Source organism: Sinorhizobium sp. BG8 (genome assembly GCF_016864555.1).
Taxonomy (GTDB): Bacteria; Pseudomonadota; Alphaproteobacteria; order Rhizobiales; family Rhizobiaceae; genus BG8.
This window is the reverse complement of sequence record NZ_CP044012.1, coordinates 414,897-427,537: the sequence shown is the minus strand read 5'-3', so window position 1 is coordinate 427,537 and position 12,641 is coordinate 414,897. Positions and strand designations below refer to the sequence as shown.

General features: G+C 60.0%; 8 protein-coding genes and 2 pseudogenes. 6 read left to right on the top strand and 4 right to left on the bottom strand.

Features of this window, described 5'->3' with window-relative positions; genetic code table 11:
- The 3 genes and pseudogenes from F3Y30_RS22985 to F3Y30_RS22975 all read left to right on the top strand — a co-directional run bounded on the left by F3Y30_RS22985 (nt 1) and on the right by F3Y30_RS22975 (nt 3,497).
- Nucleotides 1–1,487 (top strand): annotated as a pseudogene (locus F3Y30_RS22985) (aldehyde dehydrogenase family protein).
- 273 nt (nt 1,488–1,760) lie between these two features.
- Nucleotides 1,761–3,005 carry an AGE family epimerase/isomerase gene (locus F3Y30_RS22980; RefSeq protein ID WP_203427479.1) on the top strand — a complete coding sequence of 415 codons (1,245 nt, stop codon included), beginning with the start codon at nt 1,761–1,763 and terminating at the stop codon, nt 3,003–3,005.
- An 84-nt stretch (nt 3,006–3,089) separates the two neighbouring features.
- Nucleotides 3,090–3,497: a DUF3307 domain-containing protein gene (locus tag F3Y30_RS22975; protein ID WP_203427478.1), complete on the top strand. Its 408-nt coding sequence runs from the start codon at nt 3,090–3,092 to the stop codon at nt 3,495–3,497.
- A gap of 54 nt (nt 3,498–3,551) precedes the next feature.
- Here the strand turns inward: F3Y30_RS22975 and F3Y30_RS22970 are convergent, their stop codons facing one another.
- The gene (locus F3Y30_RS22970) at nt 3,552–4,448 is read right to left on the bottom strand and encodes a hypothetical protein (protein WP_203427477.1); all 897 of its coding nucleotides are present in this window, start codon (nt 4,446–4,448) and stop codon (nt 3,552–3,554) included.
- Nucleotides 4,449–4,820: 372 nt separating this feature from the next.
- Between F3Y30_RS22970 and F3Y30_RS22965 the strand changes: the two genes are divergently transcribed.
- From F3Y30_RS22965 to F3Y30_RS22955, 3 genes are all read left to right on the top strand, one after another.
- Nucleotides 4,821–5,870, top strand: coding sequence for a helix-turn-helix domain-containing protein (locus F3Y30_RS22965; RefSeq protein WP_348649879.1), 1,050 nt, complete (start codon nt 4,821–4,823; stop codon nt 5,868–5,870).
- A 93-nt stretch (nt 5,871–5,963) separates the two neighbouring features.
- Nucleotides 5,964–7,364: a transaminase gene (locus F3Y30_RS22960; RefSeq protein ID WP_203427475.1), complete on the top strand. Its 1,401-nt coding sequence runs from the start codon at nt 5,964–5,966 to the stop codon at nt 7,362–7,364.
- Nucleotides 7,361–8,749: a glutamine synthetase family protein gene (locus F3Y30_RS22955; protein ID WP_203427474.1), complete on the top strand. Its 1,389-nt coding sequence runs from the start codon at nt 7,361–7,363 to the stop codon at nt 8,747–8,749. The genes F3Y30_RS22960 and F3Y30_RS22955 overlap by 4 nt, the downstream gene beginning before the upstream one ends.
- Here F3Y30_RS22955 and F3Y30_RS22950 read toward each other — a convergent pair.
- From F3Y30_RS22950 to F3Y30_RS22940, 3 genes and pseudogenes are all read right to left on the bottom strand, one after another.
- The gene (locus F3Y30_RS22950; protein WP_203427473.1) at nt 8,731–10,089 is read right to left on the bottom strand and encodes an O-antigen ligase; all 1,359 of its coding nucleotides are present in this window, start codon (nt 10,087–10,089) and stop codon (nt 8,731–8,733) included. The two genes, F3Y30_RS22955 and F3Y30_RS22950, sit on opposite strands and share 19 nt — an antisense overlap.
- 7 nt (nt 10,090–10,096) lie before the next feature.
- Nucleotides 10,097–11,368: a polysaccharide biosynthesis/export family protein gene (locus F3Y30_RS22945; protein ID WP_203427472.1), complete on the bottom strand. Its 1,272-nt coding sequence runs from the start codon at nt 11,366–11,368 to the stop codon at nt 10,097–10,099.
- 53 nt (nt 11,369–11,421) lie between these two features.
- Nucleotides 11,422–12,098: pseudogene (locus tag F3Y30_RS22940) on the bottom strand (sugar transferase).
- Nucleotides 12,099–12,641: the final 543 nt, after the last annotated feature.

The window sequence follows — 12,641 nt, the reverse complement described above, 5'->3', positions numbered from 1 at the left end:
ATGCGGGACAGGCTTTTCATTGACGGAAAATGGGTTGCGCCGGTCAAGGGGGGACGTTTTGACGTCGTTGATCCAGCGACAGAGGAAGTCATCCATCGGGCGCCCGCGGGCACCGGGGAGGACATCGAACTCGCGGTCTCGGCCGCACGTCGTGGGTTCGACACAGGCCCATGGCCGCGCATGACCGGCAAGGAACGCGCGATCTATCTGCGCCGCATCGCCGACAGGATCCTCGCGCGCAAGCAGGAACTGGCTCGGCTCGAGGTTCTGGACAATGGCAAGCCGTTGCCGGAGGCAATCTGGGACATGGAGGATGCGGCCGGGTGCTTTTCCTTCTATGCCGGGCTCGCTGAGGAAATGGACGACCAGCCTGACGAGACGATCGCATTGGGGGATGCCCGTTTCTCGTCCAAAGTGGTGCGCGAACCAATCGGCGTTGCGGGTGCGATCATACCGTGGAACTACCCTCTGCTGATGGCGTCATGGAAAGTTGCGCCCGCTCTTGCCGCCGGCTGCACCATGGTGCTGAAACCTTCCGAGCTCACTTCGCTGACGGCGCTGGAACTCGGGGCGATCTGCGAAGAGGTTGGGCTGCCCGCCGGCGTACTCAACATCGTGACGGGTCTCGGCGCTGATGCCGGCCAGCCTCTCTCCGAACATCCTGGCATCGACAAGATCGCCTTTACGGGCTCTGTTCCGACGGGGTCAAGAATCATGACAGCGGCAGCCCGCGACATCAAGAATGTCAGCCTCGAACTGGGCGGCAAGTCGCCCTTTGTCGTCTTCGCCGACAGCGACATCGAAAAGGCCGTCGAATGGATCATGTTCGGCATTTTCTGGAACCAGGGGCAGGTCTGCTCGGCGACATCGCGCGTGCTGGTCGAGGAGAGCCTTTATCCCGCACTCATCGAGCGGCTGGTTGCCGAAGCGGAAAAGATCCGGATCGGTAACGGCCTGGATGAGGGCACGCTCCTCGGTCCACTCGTGTCCAAGGGGCAGTACGAGAAGGTTGTTGCGGCGATCGAGCGTGCGAAAGCGGACGGCGCCACCATCGCAGGCGGTGGCAAGAGACCCGCGGGCTGAATACGGGCTTCTATCTGGAGCCGACCATCATCACCGACATGGGCGAGGACAGCCACATATGGCGGGAGGAGATTTTTGGCCCGGTTGTTTGTGTGAAGTCCTTCGCAACCGACGCGGATGCAATCCGGATGTCGAATGACAGCCGCTTCGGCCTTGCGGCCGCGGTCATGTCGAATGACCGGATGCGTTGCGAACGGGTCGCCCGGGCGTTTCGTGCCGGAATCGTGTGGATCAATTGCTCTCAGCCTACGTTCACCGAGGCGCCCTGGGGCGGTTACAAGCAATCTGGTATCGGCCGGGAACTCGGCCGGTGGGGCCTGTCGAACTATCTGGAAACGAAGCAGATTACCGCTTTCGACAGCGAAGAACCCTGGGGCTGGTATATCAGGAAGAACAATTCATAGGCCGTCAAGAGCTTGCGACGTCGGTCGTTCTGGGCCATAACTCCCCTCCCTACCTGTTCGAGGCCAGCCAACTTTATTGAGTTGCAGGCCGGGTGCAATCGTGCGCCGCGGCGTCTCAAACCTGCTTCATGTGGCTGACACTTGTATGTCTTACAGGGTTGCATCCGGCGCAATGCGGGATGTGGCGGTACTTGGAAGAGCGCTGGATTCGGATATCCCTCTCGTTTTGAGAGTCTTTTCAGAGCGCTGCATCAAACATGAGGAGCAATGACCATGGGCGCAACGGGACACCTTGATACGGCTTGGCGTGAACGGACCTATCACCGTGAGTGGCTTTGGACCCAGGCGAGTCGGCTCTTCGACTTCTTCCAGAACCGCGCCTTCAATCCTGGAGGCGGCTTCCACGAACTCGATGTCGAAGGTCGGCCGATCAATCCCGGTAACCCGATCCGCGGCATTCATTCCACCGCCCGCATGGTGCATTGCTTTGCCATCGGCAGCCTCCTGGGGCGCCCGGGTTCCGACGATATCATCGATCATGGAATGAGGTACCTGTGGGAGAAGCACCGGGACCATGAGCGCGGTGGCTATCACTGGTCGCTCGACAACTCCGGCCTGCTCGACGCCTCGAAGCAGGGATACGGCCATGCCTTCGTTCTGCTTGCGGCTTCGAGCGCGAAAGTGGCGGGACATCCGGATGCCGACCGCATGATAGCGGACGTTACCGAAGTCCTGGATCGGCGCTTCTGGGAAGAGGAGCACGGTGCGATCGCAGAGGAGTTCAATGCGGACTGGTCTCCGGTACCGGGCTATCGCGGGCAGAACTCCAACATGCACCTGACGGAGGCCCTCATGGCGGCCTTCGAGGCAACCGGCGACAAGGCATATCTCAACAAGGCCGAGAGAATTGCGGATCTGATCATTCGCCGAAAGGCGGGCGAGAACGGCTATCGGGTCCCGGAGCACTTCCATGAGAACTGGAAGCTGGACAAGGACTACAAGGGCAACGAGATGTTCCGCCCCTCCGGTACGACGCCAGGCCATTGGCTCGAATGGGCGCGGCTTATCCTGCAACTCTGGTCGCTGGGCGGGAAGAAGCACGCATGGATGCCGGATGCGGCCAAGGCGCTTTTTTCCCAGTCGATCAAGCTCGGCTGGGACGAGGAGCGCGGCGGGTTCTTCTATACGCTGGATTGGAACGATGGGCCGGCGAAGCGCAACAAGCTTTGGTGGCCCATGGCGGAAGGTGCTGGCGCGGCGGCGTTCCTCTGCGAACACTTGCCGAGCTCTTTCCATGAGACCTGGTACAGGAAGATCTGGGACGGGATCGCTCGCCACTTCCTCGATCAGGACCGCGGGGGATGGCACGAGGAACTCACGGAAGAGATGGTTCCGAGCTATACGCTCTTCGCGGGCAAGGGCGATATATATCATGCCCTACAGGCGTGCCTGATACCGCTATACCCTGCAACCGGCAGTCTCACCCGGGGCATCGTCGCCGCCGAAGGGAAAATGTGAACGTGGCGCCGAAGGCGCCACAACTTTCATTTTTCGTTACGGAACTTCTGGAATAAGCTTGCCTTGTGAAAGGCAGGGCTTTGGATGACCGTAATCCCGGAGCAAGTATCAACACTCTGGTTCGCCGTCTTCTCGGCGTTGTTCATCCTGAAGCATTACTTCGGTGACTTCATCCTGCAGACGCATTGGATGGTGGTGCGCAAGGAAGCCGACACGAACTGGTTTGCTCCCCTGCTCGCGCATGCGGGGGTGCACGGTGCCCTGACCGGACTCATCTGCCTGATCTTTGCCCCGGCTTACGTCTGGTTCGGCGCGGTTGACTGCATCGTTCATGCAGCCATCGACAGGGTGAAGTGCAACACGGGCCGGCGCATCGGCGCCCGCCCAGACCAGTCGGCATTCTGGTGGCTCTTTGGTGCAGACCAGACGCTGCACCATTTCACTCACCTCGTCTTCGTGGTGCTCTTGGCAGCAAAGGTCGGCGCCAGCTGACCCACACCGGACGGCCTGTCCTGGGTGGACAGCCGCCCCAGACCTGCAAAGCACTCAGGCGGCGATCTTTCCTCCCGCCCGCTCGGCTCTCGCCTCTCCGGCGATAAGCTCGACCATGGCCAGTTCCTCGGCGAACCACTGGTCCGCAACATCCCACATCGCAGGCGTCAGCTGGATGTCGTGACCGCCCCGCCCGGAGAAGGAAAGAAGCCCCTTGTCGCGGACGGCCTCGAGCAGGCGGCGGACATGGGTGCGGGAAACACCCGTCTGCGTGGCCAGCCGCTGGAAGCAGGTGTTTGCGCGCATGCCGCCGTTCTTCGCCGCGTTTGACAGCAAGATCAGCAAGATGAGGTAGCCGCAATCGTGGTCGAAAAAGGCCGAGAGCTTGCTGTGGCTGTGCATCAACATATCGATGTCCTGCAAACGCTCGACGCTCGCACGACGTATCGCGCGATGGAAGTCAGGCGACAAGACGCTGTTGAAGGCCGAGGGATCGCCTTCCAGTTCTGCGAGCGCGGCGAGCTGGAGGCGCACGACCGAAGCATCGCGGGCGAGCATCTTGGCGGTGGGCTGAAGGAGCCGGATACGCCGATCGGCGGCTTGTGGTTGCTGCGCCAGCAGGCCGTACTTCTTCAGGGCGGAGACCTGCGCTTCCACGCGGTTTCTGCTCGCGAACCCATGTTCGGTGATCTCCCGCTGGAGCTTGCCGAGGGTCAGCCATGTCGATGGTGTGTTGGGGTCTTGCGCTGCATGCAGGCAGAGGACGGTCAAGAACGACATGTGGCGCCCCTGCTCGAGCAGCAGGCGATTCGTGAGATGGTCGCCAGCGTAGACGGCGAGTATCCCCTCGACCATGCGATTGCGGACTTCGGTGAATTTCGGGTGCCTGCGCAGGTTATCCGGCGAAAGCCGATAGTTGAATGCAATGCGTTCAAACGAAAGCTGATCCATCGGTCCTTATTCCCCAATAAACATCATCAATGGTGACTTTTGTTGTTTTGCGTTCGCCGAGAACTCCTAATCCCTCAAAAGACGTAACGTATGGGACATGATGGGGGGTGCAAGTAAGCGATGTGTCAATGATGTTTTGCGTGCAATGCAGCAATATGAGACGGAAGGCATAAAGAATGAGACGCCGTGCCTATGTTTCAGAAAGCACAGTTTCGTGAACTGATCAGAATTTTTTGGACTTCTGTCGCGTTACTATCTTAGCTTGTAGTTACGGAGACGAATTTGATTTTCGATGTCGATAGATACCATTGCCGCGGCAAAACCGCCCCGGTAACAAGTGGCAATTTGTCCAGTTTAAGCTGATATATTACTATGGCTCCAGACAGCAGAATTCCCGTTTCAAGTGTTGGTCTTTCTTTTTCCGGCGACTGGCGCCGGGCATCGGAGATTTTCACCGAAACGCTTGACCCGTTATGCTCGACCCGCGTGTCGGTTCCCGAGGATGAGACGGAAGCGCGCGCAGATATAAGCTCTTTCTTCATGGGGCCGGGCGTTTTCTTCTCCGGGCATGTCAGCGGTACTTCCTATGAGTTCGTTCGCGAAGCGAGCAGGATCGCCCGGACGGGATTGGATCTGATCCTCATTGAGGTCGTTCTCGAGGGAGGCGAGATCCGCACCATTGACGGCAAGACGTCGAGATCGGAACGGGGTGATGTCTGCGTCATCGATCTTGCGAGGCCAACGCGTACGCAGACGGCCCACAATATCTTTCTCACGCTGGCCATACCTCGCCAGTTGCTGTTCGCGCAGGAGAGCCAGATGGATGGACTGCACGGCATGCTGCTCAAGAGCGATTCAGCCGCAGGTCGGCTTATCGGCAGTCATTTCCTTTCAGTTTATCGCGTGCTTCCCGACCTGACCCAAAGCGATGCCCCGGCGATCGTCCAGGCAACTGCCGACCTGGTGGCACAACTCGTGTCCGGAAAGCCCGAGAATGTGGGAGATACGTCCGTCGCGCTTCGTGGTGCTTTGATCGTTCAGATCAAGGATCATATCGACAAGCATCTCTCGTCCCATGAATTGGGTCCGGAATATCTTTCCAAGACGTTCGGTCTTTCTCGTGCTTCGCTGTACAGGTTGTTCGAGCCGATTGGAGGGGTGACCGAGTATATCCGTTCGCGCCGCCTGCGCTGGGCGTTCGATGCTCTTGCCGATGGCCGCAAGCGCACGATTGGCGAAATCGCCTATAGTTGCGGCTTCACTGACGTATCGGTCTTTTCCCGCGCCTTCCGGAACCGCTTCGGGATCAGTCCCAGCGAGGCACGGGGCGCAAACGGCGGGTTGCCGGCTGGCGTCTACTTCCCGCCGCATGCGGAGGCTGCCTCGGTTCATGAATGGTTGAGGATCGTCAGTGCATTTTGATGCCGGGTCTTTGGCGCTCGCTCCGCAGCGTTTGACAAAAAAGATCACAACCAATTATATGTGATCACATTTTCGGTGTGGGAGCGATGTGTGATGCTTGCGAGCAGAGGGCTGGACTCGGCCCATAGGGAAGCAATCGAAGAGCGGGCACGGGCGATCATCGCTGAGGAGACGGGGACCTTCGTTCGCCGCAGGCCGAAATCCCAGTCAGCCCACAAAATCGAAACGTCTGGGTTCTTCGACGGCGTGCCCCAACACTGGATGCTTGACTGGCCGATGCCCTTTCCGATGGTGATCGAAGAGGCCTCCGGCGTCCGCCTGAGGGATATCGACGGCAACGAGGTCATCGATTTTTGCCTTGGCGACACGGGAGCGATGTTCGGGCACGGACCCGAGCCGGTACTGCAGGCCCTTCGCACCTCGGGAACGCGCGGGCTCACCACGATGCTCCCATCCTCCGATGCGGCGCATGTCGGCAGGATGCTTGCCGATCGTTTCGGACTTCCGCGGTGGCAGCTTGCAGCAACAGCAAGCGATGCCAATCGCTTCGCCATCCGGGCCGCGCGGGCGGTGACCAAACGCTCGAAGGTTCTCGTGTTCGACGGCTGCTATCATGGCGCGGTCGACGATACGCTGGTCGACGTCGTGGATGGTCGGACCGTTTCCAGGAAGAACCTCCTCGGTCAGGTCCGCGACCTCGGGGAGTTCACGATCGCCGTACCATTCAATGACGAGGCGACACTGGAGGCGGCGCTCTCCTCCGGCGACATCGCATGCGTCATTGCGGAGCCGGTCATGACAAATTGCGGCATGATCCTCCCGCAGCCCGGTTTCCACTCCACGCTTCGGCGCCTGACGCGGCTTCACGGCACGCTCTTGCTCATAGATGAAACGCACACGATTTCGAGCGGCCTCGGCGGATACAGTCGCGTGCACGGCCTCGAGCCCGACATGATGGTGATGGGCAAGCCGATCGGCGGGGGTGTGCCGGTTGCGGTCTGGGGCATGAGCGAGGCAATCTCCGAACTCCTCCACGATATTCGCCGGAGCCAGAGCGGGCATGGACATTCGGGGATCGGAACGACACTGTCGGGCAGTGCCCTGCAACTCGCCTGCCTCAGGGCATGCCTGGAAGACGTGATGACGGAAGAGGCCTACGCGACGATGAACGAACGCGCCAGCCGGATCGAGGCCGGTTTTCGCGACGCCATCGCCGCGGCGGAACTCGACTGGACCGTCACCCGCGTCGGGGCGAGGCTCGAGGTGGTGTTTTCGCCGGAACCGGTGCGCAACGCGCAAGAGGCCCGCGCCGTCGCTTCTGATGTCCTTGAGGCAGCACTTCATCTCTCTTTGCTCAATCTCGGCTATCTCTTGACGCCGTTCCACAACATGGTGCTCGTGAGCCCGGTCCTGTCGGAAGAAGAGGCGGATGGGCTGGTGGTCGCGTTCGCGGCAGCCACGGGGCGGCTCACGGGTCGGAGGGCTGCTGCTTGAGCGAACTGGCATCCATCCGCCCGGCAGGTGTAGCGGCTGTCGAGGAGGCCGAGGCATTTCTGGCTGCCCATCCGGACATCACGGCGTTCGACCTGGTCCTTGTCGACGCCAACGGCATCGCGCGGGGCAAGATCATTCGGCGCCATGAACTTTTGCCTCTCTTTCGCTCCGGGCGACATCTGCCGGGATCGATTCTCGGCCTCGACGTGACTGGCGAGGATGTGGAGGAAACCGGTCTGGTGTGGGCCGACGGCGATGCCGATCGCCGCGCATGGCCGATCGCGGGGTCCCTGGTCAGGCTTCCCTGGACGTCGCCACCGCGTGGCGAGGTCCGCCTCGCGCTCTACGAACTCGACGCCAGTCCCATGGCCGCCGATCCTCGCCATGCGCTCGCCCGTCGCGACAACATGCTGAAGGCCGAGGGCTATCATCCGGTGCTGGCCTATGAGCTCGAGTTCTACCTGCTCGACAGGCAACGGGATGCGGATGGCGGGTTCCAGGCGCTGCGACTGCCTCTCTCCGGGGAGCGGCCAGAAGGAATCCAGGTCTATGGTGTCAGCGAACTCGATCGGCTGGAGCCGTTCATCGATGCCGTCTACCAGGGCGCAGAGGTTCAGGGGTTGCCGGTCGAAACTCTGATATCGGAGTACGCGGAAGGGCAATTCGAGCTGACCTTGCGGCACGGGGCCGCGCTGCGTGCTGCGGACGACCTCGTGATGCTGAAGCGGCTCATTCGCGCCGTGGCGCTTCGCCACGGGATGATGGCCTGCTTCATGGCAAAGCCGTTCGCCGACCGGGCAGGATCAGGTATGCATGTCCATGCAAGTCTGAACGACGGCAACGGACGCAACCTCTTTGCCGACGAAGGCGGGGTACTCGTTGCCCCGTTGCGGCACGCCGTCGCCGGATTGCTGGAGACGATGGACGAGTCGATGCTGGTCTTCGCGCCGCACCTCAATTCGTGGCGGCGGTTCTCCGCGCAAAGCTATGCGCCGACGGCGCCCACCTGGGGCTTCAACAATCGCAGTGTTGCCGTGCGAATTCCGGCGGGTGCTCCCGGTGCAAGGCATCTTGAACAGCGCGCCGCCGGAATCGACGCCAACCCCTATCTCGTCGGAGCCACGGTCCTGGCCGGCATACACCGGGGCATATCCTCGAAATCCGATCCAGGACCCGAGGCAAGGAGCTATCGCCCGGGCGCAAGCGACGAACTGCCCCCCGACTGGCGAAGCGCAATCAGCGCCGCATCCTCCTCAGCCTTCCTGAGGGATGCCCTGGGAGAACGCCTGCATCACGTCTTCCTGGCGCTCAAGCGAGCCGAGTATCGGCGCTTTGCGGCAGAGGTTACGGCTCTGGAGCGGAAAATCTACGGAGAAAGCGTGTAGCCTCGCCGTTTCACGCCTACGCTGTTCCACGCGTCGCGTGCGGCGGCCAATCTCCGGACGGACCGGGCGGTGGGGACCTCGCCTGCCACGGTCCGACGCGATGGCCAGTCTGCCGCAGAGTTCGTGGTGCGGCGAGAGGGAATCGTCAGCTTGGCCGCCGAATAGTAGAGCAGGAACGAGCCGATCTGATAGGGCGTCATGATGTCGATCTCCACGAAGGAGCGGACGAAAAGAAGCATGGCGATGCCGAAGAGGATGGACGACTGAACATCCTCGTCGCGAGCAAGCAGATGCTTCAAATGTCCGAGCACATTCGTGATCAGCACCATGCAAAGAAGGCCGAGGCCGATGATGCCTGTCTCAACCGCAGCTTCGATATAGGTATTGTGGAAGTGGAAGCCGCTGCGGGACTCGATGAAGAAGTCGTCCCACAGTCGCTCTGCTTCCGAAAAGCCGGGAACCCAGAAGCCCTGGTATCCGACGCCGAACACCGGTGACTGCGCCGCCGCCTCCATCCCCTGTTGCCACAGATAAGTACGGCCCGTCAGGGTCGCATCCTTGCCGAACGCACCGAGAATGAGTTCGAACGCGCCGCCGTACAGGGCTGCGATCGCCGAAATCGTCCCGAATACGACGAGGGTGGTGAAGAAGATTTTCCGGTGGCGTGGCGAGAGCATGCCGAGGAAGCGCATGCCGACCGACAGCGCCAGGACGGCGGCAAGTGCCAGTACGGACGTGGCAGACTGGGATGCGATGAGGCAGTATCCGGCAAGCAGGGCAACCACGCCGTAGAGGGCGATCCAGATCTGCCGCTCCCGCAAAATGAAAACTCCGGCAAAGGCGAAGTAAACGCCAAGCGAAGCGTAGAAACCAAGCTGGTTCTTGGAGGAAAACTCGCCAACGAAGCTGAAAGTGCCATCAAGCGCATCGAAGAGATAAATCCCGAAGAGCAGCGAATAGACGAGGACGATGCCGGTGCCGACCATCATGCCGCGCGTAAGGGTGCGGATGTTGATCGTGCGGGCGGCGATCAGTGCGCAGACGACGTGGGTGAAATACTGCACGGCGGTGCGGCCACTGAACCCCGGAGCGCCGGACCAGAAGGCGGAGACGATTGCGAAAATCGCAAAGACGAAGAGCCAGGCATAGCGCTTGGGGTCGCCGATCACCCTGCGGTGATCGACGAAGAGCAATGGTAGCCACAGCCCATAATAGGCCAGGATCGCAATTGGTCCGAAGCGCGTGGAGTAGGCAAAGGCGAAGAGCGACAGCGCGACGGCGAAAATTCCGTAGTGCTGGTTCTGCTCCTGATCTATCAACCTTACCTTGGCTATCCGCATCGACGGCTCACTGCATCGGTATGCTGAGGGTGACCTTGATGACGTCGCCCGGCAGAACCTGCATGCTTTCGGCGGCCGGTATCTCCACCAGCTTGCCGTCTTTTTCGCGAACGACGGAGTAGCCCACGTTTGCTGCCGCGTTCTCGCTGCTGAGCGCGGCGGCATCGGCCGACTGCACCAGAGCCTCGGACATCAGGTTCTTGCTCGTCCCGAGTTTCAACGCGAGCGTTTCCAGCTCGTGCTCGGTGTTCTGCAATTCCTGGGCAAGCTCGGCGTCCCAATCGTTGCGCAGATTGGTTTCGTCTTGGCCGGCCTTGTTGATGTCCTGCTTCGCCTTCAGCGATGCCGTATCGATGTCCAGGAGCGCAGCCTGGAGATCGGCGACGCGCTGTTCGAGCGACAGCTTGCGGGAACTGATGGCAAGGCCCTTTTCGGCCAGTTCATCGACCTTCTCGCGATCGTCGAGGACGAGTTCGAGCTGCCGCGACTGGGTGTCGTTCTTCTTGGCGAGGGATTCGATCTCGCTCTGGAGCAGCGACTTGAGGTCTGCAAGGGCCGTCAGCTGGAGCTTCTGGCGCTTGTCGCGAGTAACCATCAGGGCCGTCTCGCTCTCAAGCAGGCTTGCCGCCTCCGGAAGATCCTTGATCTCCGCCGGTGCAGTGATGTTCAGCTTGTCCGCAATCTCGGCCTGCAGCCGGGCCCGGCGAACGAGCAGGCGGTTCCGTTCTGCAAGCAGGACGACCGTGTCTCCCTGGGCCTGGATGAAATCGCGAGCAAAACGTTGTCCGGTCTCGGTGCGGCGCAGGCCGCCACCGAGGCTGATGGCCTTCAGTACGGTCATGTTCGGTGCGAAGGGATATTCGCCCGGAGTCTGCACTTCGCCGGCTAGGTAGATCGGGCGATATTGCGCAATTTCGACGGAGGCGGACGGCCGGTCGCGAAGCCCGAAGAGCTTCTGCATCTTCAGCCCGATTTCTTCCGCTACTTCGTTCGTCGATTTCCCGGATGCCGGCAGTTCGCCGACGAATGGAATGGAAATGCTGCCGGACGAGCCCACTACGTAGTCGCCGCTGACCGCAGACCAGTCACGCACGGAGCCTTCGGCGGTCTGCCATTCAGCAACGCGTACACGCAACTTGTCCATCACGCCGAGGCGGTAGTCGTCGGCAGATGCAGGACCAATGAGCGCCACCAATACGGTGGCGCCCAAGGCAAGGCGGGAGATATAAGACTTCGCTTGGGAAAGTCCGAGTTTCCCGGCACTCTTTACTTCATTCATCAACTGGGTTCCCTGAGAGGGGCGAACGGCGGCGGTGCCGCGGGTTCGCGCTATCAGTAGCAGCCGCGCGACAGGCAGACGGCAGGGATGGTACGAACGACGATAATGACGTCCTTGAGCAGCGACCAATTCTTCACATAGTGCGTGTCGAAGGCGATGCGTGTGTCGTAGGAGACGTCGTTGCGTCCGCTGACCTGCCAGAGACCTGTGAGGCCCGGCCGGGTCTGAAGATAATACACTGCCGCCCCGCCGTACAGTTCCAGTTCGTCTTCAACGACTGGACGTGGGCCCACGATACTCATCTCCCCCCGGAGAATGTTCAAGAGTTGCGGAAGCTCGTCGAGGCTTAGTTTGCGCAGTATGCTGCCGATGATCGTAACGCGCGGATCATTCTGCAGTTTGCGTGTTTCGCGCCACTCCTCATAGGCGCCAGGATTCTTGCGCAGATATTCCTGCAACACGCGATCATTGTTTTCGACCATCGTCCTGAACTTCAGGCAATGAAACGGCTGGCCATTATGGCCGATACGACGGTGGCCATAGAGAACGCTACCTCCGTCAGACATTTTAACAAGAGCGGCGAGGAGCAGAAAAATCGGGCTCAAAAACGCGAGCGCGACAGCTGCAGCGGAAATGTCGAAGGCCCTCTTGGCAATCCCCCCAACGGGCGCACGCCCGGGATTATGGTGCTGAGAAACGGCGAATTGGCCGATCGACTCGCGGACTTCATAGAGTTGGCTCCATTTACGTTTGGCGATTGGTCGGGTCCGGATGGACGCGGGGGCCATCCAAAAGCAAGTGTATGGTCAGAATTTGTTTTTCACATACCCATTTTGTGGGGTGCCTGAATTGCAGCTCTATTTAAGGGATGATGAATATGAAAGTTGCATGTATTAAGGCAAAGATCAACAATATCGAAACCCGGTTGTGGCGGGCGTTTGATGCAGTAAACGCGAGTTATATTCTACCTCGCGAATTGTTACGTTCCCCGATAGGAACGCATTACAGCGAGGTGTATTTGTCACCATTTGGAATGCGTTACCTAGAGCGAAAGCGTGATCGATATAAACGAAAATGGGGAATTATTTTGCGTCGCATCATTATGCTGCACTGCACATTTTTCAATTAGTATTACCTAAAATTGTAACAAAAGTTGATCATTTGGTAACGATAAGCAACCCCGATAGGTCAATAACGCTGTCGCATTGTGTCCGCGAGGCGGAAATGTGGCAACTTTTGTCTCCGAATCTGACGCTAGGGTAGGTTTTCTTTG